Below are 18,450 nucleotides of genomic sequence, written 5' to 3'. Positions count from 1 at the left end.
CACGCTTTAGCACACAATTTAAGAAAGAAAGTTGCTTAAAGAGAGTAATTTTCATTTTTTCTGAGACATTAAAAAACTTTATAGCAAAAAAAACCGCCTCAATTTTTGTTGTGAGACGGATTCTTTTATCATAATTGTTAACTAGTAGAGGAAAATTATTTTTCTAAGTTTTATAACTTTGTAGATTATTTCCCAATACAATATATGTATGAAGCTACCCACGGAGTTAGATGATGAATATATCAATACTGTCCTTTCTAATCTTTCATTAAAAGATCTTCCTGATGAGCAGTGGAAGCTGATTGAAGGTTTTGATAACTATGCAATTTCGAGTTATGGTCGGGTAAAAAGTCGGGAACGTCTGGTTCCTTTACCTAATGGAGGAGAGCAAAAGATATTAGCTAAAATTATGAAACCACAAGTTTTTAGATATTTTAACAAGCATCTAAAGGCTCACTTTTATAATGTAAGATGTAATCTCTCTATTGAGGGTAAAGTATATGGGAAATCAACTGCTCGTTTGGTTTATTATCATTTTGTTGAAAAATTTGATGTAGATGACCTTTCATTTCGTATCTCCTTTAAAGATGAAAATCGGTTTAATGTACATTTCAGCAATCTTGAAAAAGTAACCACCATTGAGCTTCGTAATAATGTACTGAATAAGGGTAGAGGAAAAAAAGGAAATTATAAGCAGGCAGTTCATCAATATAACGTTAATGGCGATTTTGTTGCTAGTTTTGAAAATATTTATTCTGCAAGCAAAACTTTAAAAACCCACCATATTCATATATTAGCTGTTGTCAACAAAAAAAGAATTACCGCCGGAACATTCCGATGGTTTACAAAAGATTATATACCAACTGAAGAAGATTTTATACCAGAGAAAAAGAATAAATCAGAAAAAATATTTAATACGAGTCTTTGGAAAAAGCTAGGGAAACCAATCATTGATCAAAACAATCCTCCTGCCTGCATGAATCTATCGCTAAAAGATCTTCCCGGTGAGATATGGGAATCGATTCCTAATCTTAAAGGGTATTTTGTGATTTCTAATAAAGGAAGGATAAAGCGGTTAAATACCTGGACTGAGAATAAAAACAAAACTTTTTGTAAAGAGCGTATCATTTCTCTTTTTCTAGCCACCCATTCTGATACGAACTACTATCTATATACTAATTTAAATCATAAAGGCTCTCGAAGGCAAATAAGGCTGAACAAATATCTTTATTATTGTTTTGTAGAAAAATTTGATTTGTCCGACAGAAATTTGATGGTAGTCAATGACAGTGATCCTCTATGGGATATTGATATTTCAAAACTTTCCCTGCATCCAGCTAATTATGTACTGAGGGAAAAAAAACATGGTTGCCTAACAAATAAAGAGCTCAAATGAGCTGACTCTTAAATATTCTAATAGTTTATGAAGTATAGTACGAAAATTACTTACAAAATTTATGATCCGAACTCTAAAAAGTATGAGAATCCTGAATGGCAAAATTTAGCGGATAATATTAATAATAATATGTTACAAGCTTTTACATCATCAATTCAAAAGAAAGTATTAAAATATAACAGAATACTACGAGGCTGCCATATAGAGTTCATTCTTGATTTGACAAAGGCTCCGAATAATGGCTTTAAGCCAGTGATAAATATACTTTATATTCCAGAAAAAAAAATTAAAATTGTTAAATTAGTTTTGAATCTTATTCTAGAATCTAAAGAAGAGGAGCTTACCATTCAAAGGCAAAAAAAATTTAATTAGGCCCAGTGACCACATAGATTATTTTCTGCTCAATGTTCTCTCATTCCTTTTGCTTTTGTTTACAAATTTATTTACTTCTACTGAAACTTTTGCAAACATAGGAGATTCTAAAATGGCCAACTTTTGCAAATGTATAGAACTATTCTCTTAGGTCCTTTAATTTAGATTCTGAATTAATTATCTCTTACTCATAGTATATTAGCGATTTGTACCATTAGAACGCTTCTTAGAATAAGTTTTTATTAAGAATTTTTATATATTTATATATGCTTGATATCTACATTTCACCACAGCACAATTTTAAATTGAATAAAGCAACCAATCAATATTCTATGCTCACTACAATAGTGGTAGAAGTTAATAATAAATCAATTGTTCCTGTTAAAATTAGTAATCTCAGTATAGTTTCCAAAAGTACATTCTTCTTATCTTATAAAATTAAAAATGAATTTTATCAAAATAAAAATGATATTTTAAATCCTGAATCTTCATGTGAGTTATATATTGAAGGGATCACTTTTGTGAAAAATAGAAAATACAAGGTCATTATTAATCAAGAATATATTTCTAATGAGGTGTAATTTCACAAAACGTTCGTTTTATAAAACTAATTTTTCATTTAATTTTTTATGCTCAAGTTAGTTTCATATTCCGTCTTATTTAGTAGTTTATGTAAATACCTCTTATTGAAACTTATTATAATAAAGTATAGAGGATATAAAATTCAAATAATGATTCTATGTATGTAACGGTATTAAAGAATTTCATTATTCACTGTCTCTCCCTACTTATATATTTCCATTAACTTATGAAAATTCCCCCACATTTTCTTGGTCTGCTTTTGAATATAATTTCCATTATTTAAATCATACATTACTTTATCTGCTTTTTTGACATAACTCAAATAGTTTCCCCAATCGTATCTTTTTGTTTTTATATACTTATAACAATCCTCTTTCGAGGGTTGATAAATTAATTTTCTTTTTGAACCTATGTATGTAAATTTTTTATAGAGCTTTGATTTAAAAATTCTTTTATCTGGATTTTTACTGTTCTTTGCTAATGATGAAGATTTTTTGAATGATTTTATCATACTACGATAGTATTTGGAGAATCCAGCATTTTTAATCAATACTCGATTCCCATCAAAAGTAAATCCTAAATATTCAAGAGTTCTATTGTAATTAGGAACTTTTGTTACTTCATCAATAAGAAATCCACAAAACTTTTTATTCACTATTTCAAACCTATACACCTTCGTTTTGTCGGGATGAATTTCTAAATCAGCAATGTCGGGGTTTTTAATATTCTTTCTTATAAATTTTATAATATCATCTTCATCCTTTTGTTCACATACTATAATTAAGTCATCGCTGTATCTTTGATAATATCCATTTATAGATTTAACTTTAGAAAAAATTTCTTGGTCAAAATTTATCATATAAATATTTGCTAACGTTGCACTTATAGGACTACCTTGTGGAATTCCACAATGGTTTTTTTTCGAAATAATCAAACTTAAATTATTTTGAATAAATTCTTTTTTTGAGCAAAAGGCTACTGCATTTTTTTCTTTGAAGTAGGAAGATTTATCAATATACTTTCGCTTATATACTTTTTTCTTTGCATTGTTTGGAATGCTTCTTTCAACAATCATTGTTTTTCCATATGATTTGTGAAGTTGCTTACTTTCAATGTATTTTATATTTGTTAGCGCTTTAAAAACATTATAATGATCTGCAGGTAGATTGTTACAATCATTTTGTAATATTTGTTTCCACTGCTTTTTTAGAATTTTATGATTAAGATTATTAAAAAATTCTGTTACATCAGCGACAATAACAGATAGATTTTTATGTGAATTATTTTTGATAAAATCAAATGTTGATTTGGCAAACTCAATATTACATTTATTATTTTGTGAACCTGGATAAATAGGAATTTTTCTATAGGCTACAACAGAATCATTAAAATTTTTTTGCTTTATGAATTCTTCATATGCAGTACTTAAAAGATTATAATATGAAAAAATCAATGAATCAAGATGTGAGGCAAAATGGATATGTCTCTCCTTTCCGCCCTTCTTCCTAAATCGTTTTTTTTGTTGGAGTTTTATCTGTCCTTGCAGGGTCTGCTCTAAATTTTCTTTGTTTTATACATTTATGAATATAAGGAAGAAAACTATGAGTTTGTATCTTTCGAGGATTAGAAATATACTCTTTAACCTAATTATAATCAAGTTTAGTAATAGGATATCCAATATGTGGATATTTTTTAAGTTTAAACCAATTTTCTGTTTCCATATTTAAATAGGGGAGGCAGATTAATAGTAGCAGGTTTAGAATGTACAGGCTTATACGAAGCTTTTATCAAAAATGACTATTGCGACGCTACTCTTTTCAGGTATAGAAATTGCTATCTTGGTGACTAAAGGTCTAAACACAATGCTAAACAAATCCTCACAAAGGAATAACAAATTCCTGGTTACAATAGTTATTACGCTGTTGATAGGCATTTTCTTTATAATTCTTGCGAAAGATATTGAAAACGGTATTACGCTACCCAACTAACATATGTCTTAGTGGTATATTTCTGCTAAACGTAGTATTCTAACCTTCTGCCTCCTTAGGTCCCATTTTTAATTATAATTAATTCTCAAATATAATATATTGAGATATATTCATAAAATTACAAATTATATTTTCATTCTAATACTCTTGTACTAAAACGTCAGCAGAAATATGAAGTTCATTACTGATTTTTCTGATTTGAGATAGATTTAACTTTCTTTTACCTGCTAATATTTCTGATTTTCGAGATCCGCCTATAATTTTACCTAAATATACTTCACCTACTCCCATTTGGTCTAGCCTAAAGCGAATTGCTTCTATTGGGTTAGGCTTTTCAACTGGATAATACTCTTGTTCGTAAGTTTTTACTAGAATTGAAAGAATTTCTAATTCATCAGATTCTTTAGAATCTGTTTTAAGATTTTTTTGCATTAATCCATAAATTCTTTCAAGATATCCTTCATACTGTTCATCAGTTTTAATTGGCTTTAACATATTCAATTTTTTCAGCGTTAATTTTATCATATTCCTTATGAGTCCCAAACCAAATAACAAAAACAATTTTCAGTCTGTACTCAATATCTACAATCAAACGATAAGTATTACCGTGGATATTAAATATCACTCTTTTATCGCTAAGTATAGAAGCACTTCTATACTGTGCTTTTAATTCATTAGGATTATTCCATTCAGCATTCAAACATTCATCATGCCATGCTAAAAGAGGCTGTTCTGCCTTGGGAAAATCTTCTATATAATTCTTTAAAGTCTTAATGGCTATGATTCTCATATACAAATATACAAAATTGTTACCATTTTGGTAATAAATACTATCAAATTTTTTCTATTACTGCTGTTATTTTCTTCCACAGAGCAGGATGCAAGTTATGCCTTCTATTATTGTTTAGTAGCTAAGAAGGTTTAACATAAGATTATTTAATAAAAGTAACCCTTCTTATTCGCCCTGGGGGTTTTCTTCTGTAGATGTGGGGCAGACATTTGTTAATTATTGTGGAAGATGTGAAAAATAAATACTTCCTTAGATTAAGGGGATATAATTCTAGGTAATTAAAATAGACAAATTTTCCCCCATGAATAGCTTAACATAATGCAAGTTATCGCCCTTTCTTACTCCATTTTATAAAATAATTAATAGTCTCTTTATTATTCTCCCATAGTTACTATCATACTTTTTATTTCCAAAAAAATTGGTCCTTTTTTCTAAAATTAATATTGTATAGTCTCTGCCAATAAGTAGTCGAAGAGTAAATACTTAATTATTAAAATTTTTTATGTCTAATCGTCAGTATTGTATTTCGTTTACAGATAGTTGTAACCATTAAAAAAAATGCCTTCTATACCTCTTACATTTTCATTTTTTTGTATAGATTATATTTTCCTGATGGGCTTTAAATATCTACCATTCAGCAGTTAAAACTTCCCATTGATTCATTTTTGGTTCTCCACTAAACGTAAGAGGTCTACTTTTACAACTGATTGAAAATCAAAATGTATGAAAAAAAATAATTTAAAAAACACAACAAAAAATATAATCAAATCGTTTATGATTGGATTAATATTTATTGGATTAATGTCTACGATCTCTTGCAACAATAATAATGATGATATGCAAGTTCCTCAGAGTATGAAAACTGAGAGAATAGAGCATTTAGTATTATTTAAATTTAAGCCGACTGTAACGGAACAACAAAGACAAGAAGTTGTTAATAGATTCATGGCCCTTCGTAATTCTTTGAAGGATGGTAAAACTTATTTAAAAGTTGAATATGGTTTTCAAAATAGCATGGAAGATGTAAAAGGAAACTATGATGTAGGATTTAGAGTGACTTTCAATTCTTTGGAAGATCGTGATTATTATGTAGGTAAAATTGATGGACAACCAACTCCAGCAGCTTTTGACCCAATGCATGACGATTTTAAAAACTTTGTAGGTCCATTTCTTGATGTAGATGATCCTGCTACTGGAGGTGTTCTGGTTTTTGACTATAAGAGCAACGAAGGAGGTACAGGAAGTGTACCAGAAACAGGATACAGATTAGATCACTGGGTATTATTTAAATTCAAACCAGGAATTTCTGAAGCTCAAAAACAAGAAGTTGTAAACAGATTTTTGGATTTGAAGAATGGTAAGAAAGATGGAAAAACCTATATTCCTTTTATTGAGTTTGGTTATCAAAATAGTAAAGAAGGTGTCGCGAGAGGATATGATATAGCTTTCAGAGCAAGCTTTACATCTAAGGCAGATCGTGATTACTATGTAGGGAAACCTTTCTTGAATGATCCTGGAACATTTGATCCATTGCACGATGCCTTTAAGAATTTTGTAGGTTCATTTATAGATATTGATCCACAACCTACTAAAGGAGTGTTAGTGTATGATTATGAAGTAAAAAAACAATAAAAATTGATAATCTTAGGATAATAAAAAGAACACATGAGTAAAGTCTGGTAAGATTATTATCTTAAGTAAGGCGTAGCTATTTTTGCTACGCCTTCTTTTTTATCGTATACAGTGAATAAGACATTGTAAAGGTGAATAATGTTAATTATCTATTAAAAAACACCCAATCAATAGTATTATCATTAATGTAGTATATAATCCGTTTCAATTTCTGTTGTTTGTGCAAAGAAAAGTTTTAGTAAATATTTAAAATTGAAGAAAATAGGTTTACTGTTATTGGTATATCAAGTTGGCTCAGTGACCACATAGATTCTGTGTTAAAAACCAAATAAAATTTTATAATTTTGTCAAATTAAAGCGATCCAGAATCAGCTAGCATAGGGTAGGAATCTTTTTGATTTGCTACCCTATTTTGTTGATAGTTTGCCTGATAAGGAGTTTTATTCTTGAATAAAGTATACATTAATTCTAAAATTTTTCTTTGTACAGCTACTAATCCTTTCATTTTAATTCCTGTTTTACTTACAATTCTATGAAATAATTCTTGGTATTGATTGCTGACTCTTGTAGCCGTAATAGAGGGGAAATGTAATGATTTCCTTAGATTTTTATTTCCTTTTTTACTAATTCTTGCCTTTCCTTTTATCGAAGTTCCGGACTGTTTCTCACGAATATCCAATCCTGCATAGCTGGTTAATTGTTTTTTATTTCTGATTAATTCAAAACCATTGGTTTCTGCTAAAACTGCTATAGCAGTAGCTTTTCCTATTCCCGGAATGCTACTCATCAGATCTACACCTTCACTGGCTTCTTTACTTTCTTCTACCTTTTCCAGCATATCAGCGTTAATTTCTCTCTCCTGATTTTGCAGAAGTAAAATTCTTTCATCAAGCCGTTTTATGGTCTTCAAATTCGGAAGGGCCTGTATTTTCTCTGCATGAAGTTGGTTCATACAAACCACCCGCTCGCTGATCACCTGGTTTTTCTCGCGACTTAACTGCTGAAGCTCTTTGTAAACGATATTGGAAGGTTGCCATTCCTTAAGTTTTCTACCCAATCCAAACTGGGTAATGGCAATAGAACATGTTTTATCCGTAACGGTTTTTATCTCTAAAGTCCGCATAAAATTACTGATCTTATTAGCTAAAACAATTACTACTTTTTCTTCTTTGCTATGAAGAAAATAAGCAAATCTTTCGTGATAAACTCCTGTAGATTCCATCACAAAAACAACATTCGTTTGCTCAGATTTTTTATCATAAACCCATTGCAGAAGTTGTTCAAACCCTTTTTCATTATTACTGAAAATTTGATATTCTCTAATTTCAGTACTCAAATCTTCCAGCAATTTTCCTAAACTTACCACTATCATCTTTAGCTACGTCTATGCCTAAAACCTGTTTTAATACTTTCATGATCTTACTTTTTTAAAAGCTAATCTTCCTTCGTTTTAACTCCTACTGTTATTCAAGATGTTTGGTGAAAAACTCTTTACATTCTGTTCAAACTCTAAAAGAAGTAAAGGAATGAGGATATTTCTATGTGAGAATATATCTTTAAGATTATTTTCTGCTCAATGTTCTCTCATTCCTTTTGCTTTTGTTTACAAATTTATTTACTTCTACTGAAACTTTTGCAAACATAGGAGCTCCTAAAAGACATTTATTGGGCTTAAAAAACTCTTGTAAAGCACTACCTAGCATGCAGAAAACTGCAACGGATGAAAAGTTAAAAACAGCTATTGAAAAACATATCACGGAAACTCGAATCCATAACACAGGTTATACTGTATTGTATGTTAAGTTGAGCAAGTTTCTTCGTAGATGTATCATTAAAATATTGATAAACAGGAAAGAAAATGGTATAAGAAAACTTATACCATTTAATTCAGATGCGAAAATTTTAAATAAAATTACCCTGTAAGGGGAATAAGACAATATGAATGCTAAGTATATCACTATATGATGATATAAATATACAAAAATTATTCTTGTTGGAAGGAAAAGTCAAGAATAATAGAACATTAAAATAGAGAAAACTTCTATCATAAAGATTGAATGACACCTCATAATAACTATCAAAATACTAATTATAAAAGATTTCATCCTTTGTCCCGCTTTTCCTCGGCTGCGATTGATAATATTTGAAACCTATATAAGGGAATATCAGGGGTTTTCATAATGAGGCATATCAACTGGTTTTGATTCTGGAGACCCTTTTTCACGCAACCAAATGGACAATATCACAATAGAAGCCACAGCTAGGAATTCGCTCTGCCAGTTTTGAAACGATTCAAACCAAAAGCGAGAGTTAGTAATGTATTGCTCCGCAGAAGCAGGAGATAAATTTTGGGAAATCTGTTCTGTATTAAAATCTTTGAGACTCCCATAAAAATGGAGTACGAAACAAGATAAGAATAAAATACCGAAAGCTATGGATAATGAATGTTTATAAATTTTCACCCATAATCCTCCCTTTTTGACTGGCCATGGAGCTTTGGAATGAGGCGTGGGCTCTTTATCCACTTCTTCCTCCCCTTCTAGTGGCTTGGATTCGCTGGACCCTTTTTGGCGTAGAAATATTGTCAGCAAAATATAAAGCATCATCTGTAAAAACTCACTTTCCCAATTCTCAAAGGTAGCTTGAATAAAATGACCACTTTGGATATATTCCCAGGAATTTAGTAGGGGCTGCCCCTTTTGCTTAAGTTGGTTATTTTCAGTTTTCCAGCCCGTGAAAAACTGTCCAATAAGACATATAAACATTAGGGTAAGTAATACAATACTAAGGCTATTTCTGAATAAAAAGGTATTCTTAGTCATGATATTTTTTAACTTTTAATACTTTAATATAGTGATGGTATAATAGAGACAGAGATTCCGTCCTCCTTGTTACAGTAATTTCTCCCTTAAATTTATCATCCGGAGTTACATCAATTATCTAGGGATTTGCTTTGCACAGGTCCCGCTTCTTTTTTTGGCAGTTTCCCTAATTTCTCATAAAACTTATGGAGTTGATCTAATTCATCCTCCGTTAAATCTTCAATATCAACGATACGGTTACTGGCATTTCCGTGGGCAGCAACAAGCTCATTAAGCTTTATCTGAATTGCTTTTGAATCTTTATTTTGAGCTTTCTGTATTAAAAAAACCATAAGAAAAGTAACGATAGTGGTCCCGGTATTGATAACCATTTGCCAGGTTTCAGAAAAATTAAATATCGGTCCTGTTGCTGCCCAAATAATTACCAGCACGCTTGCTCCTATAAAAGCTCCTGCACTTCCTGTAAAACATACTGCCCAATCTGAAAATCTATCAAATAAGTTCTTTTTCATAAAAAGGTATTTAAATTTAGACTTATACCAACAAAGACCATGCAGGAAATAATATAAATCTAGTTATAGGGAATTATTAAAGTATTCTAAATTCTAATTAATAACATCTTACACAGTGATATTACTGAAATTTATAATATGTTTAGAAATAACGGTATTATAATTGTTGATACTATAAAACTCTTATACTAATCACCAAATTACAATATTATGGAAGCTAAAACCACATTAAAAAAAGCACCTGCAAAGAAAAGTGCAGCAAAGGATTTAAAAGACTTGTTTGAAGATTCTTTAAAAGACATTTACTGGGCTGAAAAAGCCCTTGTAAAAGCACTACCTAGCATGCAAAAAAATGCAACGGATGAAAAGTTAAAAACAGCTATTGAAAAACATATCACGGAAACTCAAATGCATGTAGAAAGATTAGAAGAATGTTTTAATTCATTGGGTAAAAAAGCCCAGGCTAAGAAATGTGATGCAATGCAAGGGTTATTAGATGAAGGAAAAAGTATTATGGAAGGGACGGAACCGGGAGCAATAAGAGATGTAGGTATAATATCTGCTGCTCAAAAAGTGGAACATTACGAAATTTCCACTTATGGGACTCTTGCGGCATATGCTAAAGTTTTGAAAGAAGAAGTATGCCTTAAAAATTTATTAGCCACTCTTGATGAGGAAAAAAAATGCGATGGAACCCTAACAAAATTAGCAGAAACTACCCTGAACAGTAAAGCAACAAATTAATTTTTGAACAAAAAAACTCTAAGCCAATTTAGAGGAAATGCGTGTTGAATAGAAGTTATTCAACACGCATTTATATTATTGCTTATCTATTAAGTAATAATAGAGGGTGTATAGCTGGCATTATGTTAAGTAAGCCCACTTTCTTTGTAGATGGATAATTATTCTATTAGGAATCAGTCGACGAAACGGAAAATATAGCACGTTAATCTTTAAATCTATTATTAATTGCTATTTCATAGATAAAATAAATTATTTTTTCTTGTATGCCTTAATTTCCACATTTCTTTCTCTTAAATATTTATACAATGTCATTTTTGAAATCTTCAGGTCGGCAGCAATTTCGTTGACACTTTTTAAACCTTCATTGTAATAATTTTCAGCAAGAATAGCTTTTTGCTCAGCTTCCTTACTTAATCCTTTCCTGCGACCTCCTTTCTTACCTCTTTCCCTTGCAGCTTCCAAGCCTGCTTTTGTTCTTTCTCGGATTAGATCCTTTTCAAATTCTGCAAAGGACGCTGAAATATTGAAAAATAACCTGCCTTGCGGAGTCGTAGTATCTATATTGTCATGTAGACTTTGTAGAGCTACATTTTTAGAATTTAATATTTCCACAATTTCTAACAGGTGTTTTAAAGATCTTCCAAGTCTGTCTAATTTATAAACAACTACAACATCACCCTTACGAATTTGCTCTAATAATTTTTTGAGTTGTGGTCTTTCCTTTTTAGCTCCAGAAACTGTTTCCTTAAAAATCATTTCACATCCTAATTTATTTAAAGCGTCTTGCTGTAGATTATAATTTTGGTCCTGGGTTGATATTCTGATATATCCAATTTTCATAAGTATAGATAATTCCGTTAAAAAATTAAATAAATATACTCAATTTATTATACTAGTTTTTTTTACTTATTTTTATTTTAAAATGTAATTTTCAGAAAACACAAAAAAGTACAAGTAAACGGACGTTTTATTTTACTAAAGAAAAAATATTTTCATGCCTAGAAAACAAATGTTATCAGACTTGGAGATAAAAGAGTTAATTAAAATTCCAGAAACTGACGAAGAATTAATCATCAACTATTCTTTATCGGAAAATGATTTTTCAATAATAAAAAATCATTGTAGAACAAACACCAACAAGTTGAGATTTGTAATTAATCTTAGTTATATGAGACATCCGGGAATTGTTTTAGCTCCTGACTTATATCCTGATCAAAAAATCTTACAGTTTATGGGCAGTCAACTTGGAATAAATGTTTTAGAAGGGGGAAACTATGGAAAAAGAGAACAAACAAGGAGAGACCATATAAGCATACTGCGATTACTGGTATGTTGTTAGATTTATTTTAAAATTAATGCACGATTCAATTGACTTTTAAAACATCCCAGAATAAATTCTGTATAATATAGTTGAGCATCTAAAGCCTGAGTTTTTGGATGCAATTCTAATTTTTTTGTAAAAACAATTTCTCCTCTGTAGGCAAAGGAAAAATAAACAAAAATTTTATATCCTGAATTTCTTATTGGAGTACAATATCCCGTAGCTGCAATTGACCAATCAGATCTAAAAAGTTGGGCAACATTTATGGCCATCATTTCTGCAATATTTGCTGATACACAATCGCACTCTTCTGCTTCCGTTCTATCTATATTTAGTAATCGTACTTTTTCAGATAAAGTATATGCTGTCATACCCCCCTTGTAAAATAGAGAGGCATTGGGCATTTGCGAAAAAGCAAGTTGTAAACATCCAGAAGTAGCACTTTCTACAATTGAAATAGTTTCACCTGTCTTCATCAGGGACTGACTTATATAGTCTAAAAGATTTTCTTCAAATTTCATAGCATTATATTTTGAATAGTTTAAAATTATTTTAATGGCTCCACGGCCCCTTACATTTATAACTAACGTTTAGCATTGATCCGCAGGTATCTTTAAATATTTTTCAAAATATAGCAGATCTTGTGTATTCTTAATAGACATATAGAACATGATCTGCAGAGGTTTATATTTACCTATACTATCTAAGCTTTCAAATTCAACAATAAATGCCTGGATATCGTTGGGTGTTGACTTCTTTATCTCAACAAAAAGTAGATAAATATTTTGTTCTATTTCCTTTGCGTGTATTACCGATCCTCTTTCAATCCACTTCCCCTTATTTATAATTCTGAGAAAACCGCCTGCTTTCAACCACTTAAATATTCTCTGATCTTTCATATTCACTATCATTTAACTTTTTGTGCGACCTCCTAGGTTATAGCTCTATCTTCGGTGACTTTATAATTTATAAGGTTAGAAAAAATTACCTCTTTACGGGCTTATAAAGAGGTAATCACATATGAATTATGAATTATTAGTTCTACCTCAAAACACTATTGACTAGAAGCATATTATTATTTATCACATCTTGGAATTAGAGTTTCGATTTATACTTACAACATAATGCTTTGGAATTTTAGCTAGATTATATTTTACTCTTCCATGAAAAGCTTTTACCTATACGTGTGATTCGTACTGTTTTATTCATGGGTGTAAAATCTCTTTTTGATGTTCCTAGGTCTGTTGGGAGAGGCTTTTTGAGAGCTTACCCTATCCCTATATTGAGAATTATTTAATGCAAGATTCATTCCAAAGGATGTTTTTTAATCATAATAATTAATTTATATAAAAAGATAAAGCAAAATACCATAAAGAGAGGTTAGCGGGCGAAACGGAAAATATAGTACTTAAGGATTGGAGGTATCGACAAGTTGATTTTAAATTACTTAATATTAATAATTTAAATGGTTTTAGTATACTTTTCCATACTACTATATCTTCAATGTTAAATCCTTTTGTTTTCATTTGTAGAAACAGGTTTCTATCTTCCATCGAGTTGTATAAATTCTTGCGATTTGTTTAAGTCTGTTAAGGATGAAATCAAAAATAGAACAGATTCATTGGGTGGTTTTGAGTGTTTTTTATGGCTAAGAAAGTGTAAAGCATTTCCTTAATTGTAAAGATTTTACCTATGGGACTTTTTCTTCTTACTGCCTTTCTTCCCAAAGCCCAATGGCTAAATCAAGGAGAGTCAGTTATGACGTTCTTATAAGCATGCTTGGGGGAGCAGATTTTATTTATCTAATTCTTTTATAAATTGTGAAGGAGTCATGCCTATATGTTTTTTAAAAATGAGAGAAAATTTATTTGGTGACGAAAACCCTGACTCTTTGGCCAATATAGCAATTTTATATTTCTTATACTCTCTAACATTTCGTAATTTTCTAATAATATAATTTATACGCAACTCATTAATATAGCTATTTATACCCTTATTCTTATGCTTATTTATAACATAGGATAAATATTTATCATTTATTTCACAAAATGTAGCTAAGTAAGCACGAGACATATTATTATTTATAAAGAGATCTGATTCTTCAAATTCCTTCAATTTTGTTAAAATTTTTTGTTCTATTACGGATGATATTTTTAATTCACTTTTTTTTAATTTACTTGTTTCTTTCTTTTCCAATATACTTGAATAGGTTTCTCGGGACGAATATAGATCTAATGTTTTTTTTAAATGAGTCCCCCTTTTTTTATGATTATTTAAGTATCGTAAAAAAAATAATATTCCTATTAGCATAATAAATAGGGCAAGGACCATAATGTATATTCTGCTTTTTCTTTCTAAAATTTCACTTTTTTTTTGTAAAGAAATATTTTTATTATGCATACCTGCGTATGAGACATTTACAATTTTTTTTAATATATCTACTCGACTATATCTAACATCTCTATATTTCTCTTTAATTCTACCCCATTCATTAATATTTTTTACAAGGACTAAATATTTTTCACATCTCTTATACCTTTTGTTTTTTAAAGAAATATATAAGGTATCATTCCTGAATCCTGTGGCGATGTGCACATATTTTCTTTCATTCCATAAATAAAGTGTGATCTCCCGCATTAAGCTTTTTGGTTTTAGCAGGGAGAGGTTAGCTATTATAAATAATGAATTTATTTTTTCTAAAGCTTTATTAAGGTCTTTTTGGGAAGTTTCTAATAATGTTTTAATGTAGATAGTATTACATTTATCTATATATTGACTATAGGATAAGCAAAGTAAAAAAAATAGATAAAATCTGTTTATTGGGGGGATAATATTTATAAATTTAAGGTGTTTAAAAACTTTCATTATATTTTATTTAATATTAACCTGTTGTTCGTTAATTTAATACATTATAAAACCTTCCCAAGCTATCATCAAAAATACACCCATTTATTCCTTTAAGATCCAACTTTTAGAAAGTATCGATATTTTAATATTCAAGACTGTTGAGAAATTGCCCCATACTTTTTGATACGCTCCTGCATACTGCTTCTTTCCAAAAAACCGTCACTCCCCTTAAAAAAAGTAAATGACGGTCAGCTATTTTTAACATTGCTTAACCTGGATTCAGGTTAAATAAAATTCATAATACTATAAATAGATTACCTTTTAATAAACTTAGACTTGAAAAGATTTTTTCCTTTATCTTCAAGAGAAATAATATATTCCCCCTTCATTATTTCAGAAATATCAATCTGTCCATTAATAATATTCCCCCGATCTATCAATTGACCTGCAGTATTATAAATTTTATAAATTACTTTACTCAATAAATTCGTAACATACAACGTATCAGATGCTGGATTAGGGTATAATTGAATTTCTTCTTTTTTAGAATTAATATCATGAGTCGTTAATGGGATATCTGTAATAACTACAGTGTAATCTTCCACCTCTCCCACATCAAAAAAACCACAAGCAGAGAGTACAAATTGTTCCAAGGGAATATTAGTGGGAGGAAAATAAGATAATTTAACTCTCATTCTCAACTTCTCATTAAGTATGGCATTATCAGGCACTGTAAAACTTCCCATTACTGGATTTTGGGTAGTCTGATCACCTACTATCATAATCATCTCATCGGGAGAATTAAGGAATTCTCCATTATTGTCAAAATCTATCCAAACCGTTATAGCATCAGGACGCGCAGCAGTATTCAGCCAACCCTTAGCCACAGATAATATATTACTAGAGCCTTTTATTAAATTAATCTGTAATGGAGAACTGTTTGTATAATCTGTATATACACTTACTCCAGAAGAATTATTAATATTACTCAAAGTAACATTTGCTATATAATCATTAGGTGTACTCGTGGAAGATGATGTACAATATGTGGATGTAGTAAAGTTAGTAGTAGTAGAAAAATTGCCTGTTATTCCTGAACACACTGCTGCAATCTGAATATCATATTGAATTCCTTTTTCTAAATCATTTAAAATAAGACTCGTATTTGTTGTTGGAATAGTCTGTAGCCATGAAGTATCTGTAGACTTCTTATATCTTACCTGATAAGTAACACTTCCTATGGGATCCCAGCTTATTATTGCAGAATAAAAACTTATATCATTTATCTTTATATTCTGTGGGGTAGTATTTTCACAAATACCGTTCGTTACTATTACTTTTTTTATAGCATAAAAAACATTGTTGATAGCTGAGATTCTAAGCTTAACATACTGGTTATTGTTTAAAGAAGCTGGAAATATAAAATTTTCTGATCCATCATTAGGAGTAGAATTAGAAAGGATAGTCCAAGTGAAACCATTATCCATAGTATAATCTATCTTGACATCAGAAACATTGTAGGGTGGTATATTGGTATTCGCAATATCCCATTCCACTGTTGAAGACATATTATTGAAAACTTGTGAAGTATTAATTTTAAAAGGTCCATCATCTCCGACAATAATTGTTTGTTCCATATACTGGGTTTGTTGCTGAGAAGGATCTGGATTATTATCTCTTACTGTAACTGCGAACTTTGTTGTTCTTGCTATTTTGGAAACAGACTCCCATCCATTATTGGTATTATCCAAAACTCCATCCAGCACTGACGATAATTTAGGAAAATATCTTTTGGAAGAAGCTCCGGGCATTATCGACCTGAACATAGGACCAGTAAGTGTATTACCCAAATTATCCTTATTAACTGTAATAAATTCTGCAATATCAACCTGTTCCCACGTATAAGTCATAGGATCATTTTCTGGGTCCGTTATTAACGCATCTAATACGAAAGGGGTCTTTTTAGGAATATTAGAGGTAATTAAGGGAAATATGACAGGAGGATTATTCATTATCGGTGTTTCTGTACCGCATGTTTTATTCATTAAAATAGTATGGACTCCCTTAATATTTGAAGTGTGAAAATAGGGATCTGGGCCTGGCTGAACATCATCCGAATATGCTGCTCCAGCATAACTCATAATAGTGGAACCAGACCCGGGCTCAATTGGATTCTCTGAATTTATATAAGAAAATGTATGATAAGCTCCTAACTGATGTCCGAATTCATGTGCAACTAGTAAGTCAAAATATTCACCTGTAGGCCCATCTGATGCGGTAAACGCCGCCCCCTTTGCACTAAAATTCATAGTAGATGGATCCAGACATACAGTCCCTATACCACCTGCATTACCTGGATAGCTGCCTCCTCCTGCAAAAAAGTGACCAATGTCATATGCGGAATTTCCTATTTCCATATTTAATACATTTTGTACCTCCGAATTCCAAACTTCAGGCGCATGGGTAGAATAAGGGTCGGTAGAAGGGTCGGTATAAATTAACTGGGGGAAGTTTTGCACAGTTAAATGAATCGCCAAATCCTTTTCCAGTATTCCGTTTACCCTAGTCATTGTCGCATTAATAGCAGTAAGTGCTGCCGAAACGGTTCCTCCAAAATATTGACTATATTCACCATTAACGGATATAGCAAGCCTGTAAGTACGAAATTTTTTGTCCGAGCTTTTAGTAAAATCCAAAGGTTGCTTTGCCAGCGATTGACCTTTCTTTTGGAGCTCCTGTATTTGTTTTACCAATAGAGGATTCTCTTCCGTACTACACACAAAACCATAATTATTTCTCGATTTGGGATAAACTACATATAAATCCTTATTTTTAGCTTGGGAGCTTATATATTCAGTTTCCCCGTTTTTGATTATCATAGATTGAAAATCATCAGGAGCTAAAGAAAACCTTACATATTTCAAGGGATCATCTATACCAATTCCTACATAAGATCCTAATTCATATTGATCTGCAAGATCTTTAACCAAAACCGGAAAGCTATATACAGCAAATTTTTCCATTCTACCTCCCAACGTAGGTAATGAAATCTCTGTTGTCTTGGAATTTCTACCAGCTTCCTGGGCATCTTTAAGTAATAATTTAATTTTAGCAAAATCTAGTCGATAGTAATTACTTCGATCAGAAGCAATCATTGAGTTTTTCACATCCATCACGGGGCTCCATTGAGAAAATATCATATTTCCCATTAAGCTCAACATTAAAATAGTTATAGTTCTTTTCATTGTTTTTTATTTGTTTTTATTTTCAATAAGCTAGATATCTATATTCTTTTATATTTTTGATTTTATTTGCCTATAAGTAACAAAAAAACCAACGCCTATTATTAATACTGCAGGGATATACACGCCTGTTTGAGCCGGATCTCCCGGGTCTGCGGGAACATCATCTTACTGTGCACACCTACTTACAGAAGTTACCATA

Annotated in this window: 18 protein-coding genes; 7 read left to right on the top strand and 11 right to left on the bottom strand. The window is 30.8% G+C overall.

Annotated features, from left to right (window positions below; all coding sequences use genetic code 11):
* Nucleotides 1–208: 208 nt before the first annotated feature.
* From CHRY9293_RS13615 to CHRY9293_RS13605, 3 genes are all read left to right on the top strand, one after another.
* Complete coding sequence (locus CHRY9293_RS13615) at nt 209–1,396, top strand: NUMOD4 domain-containing protein (protein WP_162033484.1); 1,188 nt, start codon at nt 209–211, stop codon at nt 1,394–1,396.
* Between the two features lie 27 nt (nt 1,397–1,423).
* On the top strand, nt 1,424–1,768 hold the full coding sequence (locus CHRY9293_RS13610) for a hypothetical protein (protein WP_162033483.1): 345 nt from the start codon (nt 1,424–1,426) through the stop codon (nt 1,766–1,768).
* Between the two features lie 266 nt (nt 1,769–2,034).
* Nucleotides 2,035–2,349 (top strand): hypothetical protein, encoded by a 315-nt coding sequence (locus CHRY9293_RS13605; protein WP_122545246.1) that lies wholly within the window; start codon nt 2,035–2,037, stop codon nt 2,347–2,349.
* Nucleotides 2,350–2,552: 203 nt separating this feature from the next.
* Here the strand turns inward: CHRY9293_RS13605 and CHRY9293_RS13600 are convergent, their stop codons facing one another.
* The 3 genes from CHRY9293_RS13600 to CHRY9293_RS13590 form a co-directional block, all read right to left on the bottom strand.
* Nucleotides 2,553–3,803, bottom strand: a complete 1,251-nt coding sequence (locus tag CHRY9293_RS13600) for a reverse transcriptase domain-containing protein (protein WP_162033482.1) — start codon at nt 3,801–3,803, stop codon at nt 2,553–2,555.
* A gap of 673 nt (nt 3,804–4,476) precedes the next feature.
* Nucleotides 4,477–4,833: a helix-turn-helix domain-containing protein gene (locus tag CHRY9293_RS13595; protein ID WP_162033481.1), complete on the bottom strand. Its 357-nt coding sequence runs from the start codon at nt 4,831–4,833 to the stop codon at nt 4,477–4,479.
* Nucleotides 4,817–5,128, bottom strand: coding sequence for a type II toxin-antitoxin system HigB family toxin (locus CHRY9293_RS13590; RefSeq protein WP_162033480.1), 312 nt, complete (start codon nt 5,126–5,128; stop codon nt 4,817–4,819). The genes CHRY9293_RS13595 and CHRY9293_RS13590 overlap by 17 nt, the downstream gene beginning before the upstream one ends.
* Before the next feature lie 723 nt (nt 5,129–5,851).
* Between CHRY9293_RS13590 and CHRY9293_RS13585 the strand changes: the two genes are divergently transcribed.
* Nucleotides 5,852–6,760 (top strand): Dabb family protein, encoded by a 909-nt coding sequence (locus CHRY9293_RS13585; RefSeq protein WP_162033479.1) that lies wholly within the window; start codon nt 5,852–5,854, stop codon nt 6,758–6,760.
* Nucleotides 6,761–7,112: 352 nt separating this feature from the next.
* Here the strand turns inward: CHRY9293_RS13585 and CHRY9293_RS13580 are convergent, their stop codons facing one another.
* Nucleotides 7,113–8,132, bottom strand: a complete 1,020-nt coding sequence (locus tag CHRY9293_RS13580; protein WP_228455541.1) for an IS110 family RNA-guided transposase — start codon at nt 8,130–8,132, stop codon at nt 7,113–7,115.
* Between the two features lie 329 nt (nt 8,133–8,461).
* On the opposite strand from CHRY9293_RS13580, the gene CHRY9293_RS13575 reads away from it, so the two are divergent.
* Nucleotides 8,462–8,683 (top strand): ferritin-like domain-containing protein, encoded by a 222-nt coding sequence (locus CHRY9293_RS13575; protein WP_228455540.1) that lies wholly within the window; start codon nt 8,462–8,464, stop codon nt 8,681–8,683.
* A gap of 242 nt (nt 8,684–8,925) precedes the next feature.
* On the opposite strand, the gene CHRY9293_RS13570 is transcribed toward CHRY9293_RS13575, so the two are convergent.
* Entirely contained in the window at nt 8,926–9,582 is a 657-nt protein-coding gene (locus tag CHRY9293_RS13570; protein ID WP_162033478.1) for a DUF6766 family protein, read from the bottom strand.
* 110 nt (nt 9,583–9,692) lie between these two features.
* Nucleotides 9,693–10,094 (bottom strand): low affinity iron permease family protein, encoded by a 402-nt coding sequence (locus CHRY9293_RS13565; protein WP_162033477.1) that lies wholly within the window; start codon nt 10,092–10,094, stop codon nt 9,693–9,695.
* Between the two features lie 210 nt (nt 10,095–10,304).
* On the opposite strand from CHRY9293_RS13565, the gene CHRY9293_RS13560 reads away from it, so the two are divergent.
* A complete protein-coding gene (locus tag CHRY9293_RS13560; protein ID WP_162033476.1) occupies nt 10,305–10,838 on the top strand; it encodes a YciE/YciF ferroxidase family protein in 534 nt (177 codons plus the stop codon).
* Nucleotides 10,839–11,087: 249 nt separating this feature from the next.
* Here the strand turns inward: CHRY9293_RS13560 and CHRY9293_RS13555 are convergent, their stop codons facing one another.
* Nucleotides 11,088–11,678 carry a recombinase family protein gene (locus CHRY9293_RS13555; RefSeq protein WP_162033475.1) on the bottom strand — a complete coding sequence of 197 codons (591 nt, stop codon included), beginning with the start codon at nt 11,676–11,678 and terminating at the stop codon, nt 11,088–11,090.
* A 154-nt stretch (nt 11,679–11,832) separates the two neighbouring features.
* On the opposite strand from CHRY9293_RS13555, the gene CHRY9293_RS13550 reads away from it, so the two are divergent.
* Nucleotides 11,833–12,177 carry a DUF4158 domain-containing protein gene (locus CHRY9293_RS13550; RefSeq protein WP_162033474.1) on the top strand — a complete coding sequence of 115 codons (345 nt, stop codon included), beginning with the start codon at nt 11,833–11,835 and terminating at the stop codon, nt 12,175–12,177.
* A 2-nt stretch (nt 12,178–12,179) separates the two neighbouring features.
* On the opposite strand, the gene CHRY9293_RS13545 is transcribed toward CHRY9293_RS13550, so the two are convergent.
* From CHRY9293_RS13545 to CHRY9293_RS13530, 4 genes are all read right to left on the bottom strand, one after another.
* Nucleotides 12,180–12,680, bottom strand: coding sequence for a CinA family protein (locus CHRY9293_RS13545; protein WP_162033473.1), 501 nt, complete (start codon nt 12,678–12,680; stop codon nt 12,180–12,182).
* A gap of 69 nt (nt 12,681–12,749) precedes the next feature.
* Complete coding sequence (locus tag CHRY9293_RS13540) at nt 12,750–13,058, bottom strand: hypothetical protein (RefSeq protein WP_162033472.1); 309 nt, start codon at nt 13,056–13,058, stop codon at nt 12,750–12,752.
* An 895-nt stretch (nt 13,059–13,953) separates the two neighbouring features.
* The gene (locus CHRY9293_RS13535; protein WP_162033471.1) at nt 13,954–15,024 is read right to left on the bottom strand and encodes a helix-turn-helix domain-containing protein; all 1,071 of its coding nucleotides are present in this window, start codon (nt 15,022–15,024) and stop codon (nt 13,954–13,956) included.
* Nucleotides 15,025–15,320: 296 nt separating this feature from the next.
* Nucleotides 15,321–18,251, bottom strand: coding sequence for a reprolysin-like metallopeptidase (locus CHRY9293_RS13530; RefSeq protein ID WP_162033470.1), 2,931 nt, complete (start codon nt 18,249–18,251; stop codon nt 15,321–15,323).
* Nucleotides 18,252–18,450: the final 199 nt, after the last annotated feature.

Source organism: Chryseobacterium potabilaquae (genome assembly GCF_902728265.1).
GTDB classification, from domain to species: domain Bacteria; phylum Bacteroidota; class Bacteroidia; order Flavobacteriales; family Weeksellaceae; genus Chryseobacterium; species Chryseobacterium potabilaquae.
The sequence above is the reverse complement of the archived record's forward strand: the minus strand, read 5'-3'. Positions and strand labels throughout refer to the sequence as shown.

Bases quoted from the DNA above. Each gene is read 5' to 3' on its own strand.
- CHRY9293_RS13615 (WP_162033484.1), top strand. From the start codon at position 209: ATGAAGCTACCCACGGAGTTAGATGATGAATATATCAATACTGTCCTT.
- CHRY9293_RS13610 (WP_162033483.1), top strand. From the start codon at position 1,424: ATGAAGTATAGTACGAAAATTACTTACAAAATTTATGATCCGAACTCT.
- CHRY9293_RS13605 (WP_122545246.1), top strand. From the start codon at position 2,035: ATGCTTGATATCTACATTTCACCACAGCACAATTTTAAATTGAATAAA.
- CHRY9293_RS13595 (WP_162033481.1), bottom strand. From the start codon at position 4,833: ATGTTAAAGCCAATTAAAACTGATGAACAGTATGAAGGATATCTTGAA.
- CHRY9293_RS13590 (WP_162033480.1), bottom strand. From the start codon at position 5,128: ATGAGAATCATAGCCATTAAGACTTTAAAGAATTATATAGAAGATTTT.
- CHRY9293_RS13585 (WP_162033479.1), top strand. From the start codon at position 5,852: ATGAAAAAAAATAATTTAAAAAACACAACAAAAAATATAATCAAATCG.
- CHRY9293_RS13580 (WP_228455541.1), bottom strand. From the start codon at position 8,132: ATGATAGTGGTAAGTTTAGGAAAATTGCTGGAAGATTTGAGTACTGAA.
- CHRY9293_RS13575 (WP_228455540.1), top strand. From the start codon at position 8,462: ATGCAGAAAACTGCAACGGATGAAAAGTTAAAAACAGCTATTGAAAAA.
- CHRY9293_RS13570 (WP_162033478.1), bottom strand. From the start codon at position 9,582: ATGACTAAGAATACCTTTTTATTCAGAAATAGCCTTAGTATTGTATTA.
- CHRY9293_RS13565 (WP_162033477.1), bottom strand. From the start codon at position 10,094: ATGAAAAAGAACTTATTTGATAGATTTTCAGATTGGGCAGTATGTTTT.
- CHRY9293_RS13560 (WP_162033476.1), top strand. From the start codon at position 10,305: ATGGAAGCTAAAACCACATTAAAAAAAGCACCTGCAAAGAAAAGTGCA.
- CHRY9293_RS13555 (WP_162033475.1), bottom strand. From the start codon at position 11,678: ATGAAAATTGGATATATCAGAATATCAACCCAGGACCAAAATTATAAT.
- CHRY9293_RS13550 (WP_162033474.1), top strand. From the start codon at position 11,833: ATGCCTAGAAAACAAATGTTATCAGACTTGGAGATAAAAGAGTTAATT.
- CHRY9293_RS13545 (WP_162033473.1), bottom strand. From the start codon at position 12,680: ATGAAATTTGAAGAAAATCTTTTAGACTATATAAGTCAGTCCCTGATG.
- CHRY9293_RS13540 (WP_162033472.1), bottom strand. From the start codon at position 13,058: ATGAAAGATCAGAGAATATTTAAGTGGTTGAAAGCAGGCGGTTTTCTC.
- CHRY9293_RS13535 (WP_162033471.1), bottom strand. From the start codon at position 15,024: ATGAAAGTTTTTAAACACCTTAAATTTATAAATATTATCCCCCCAATA.
- CHRY9293_RS13530 (WP_162033470.1), bottom strand. From the start codon at position 18,251: ATGAAAAGAACTATAACTATTTTAATGTTGAGCTTAATGGGAAATATG.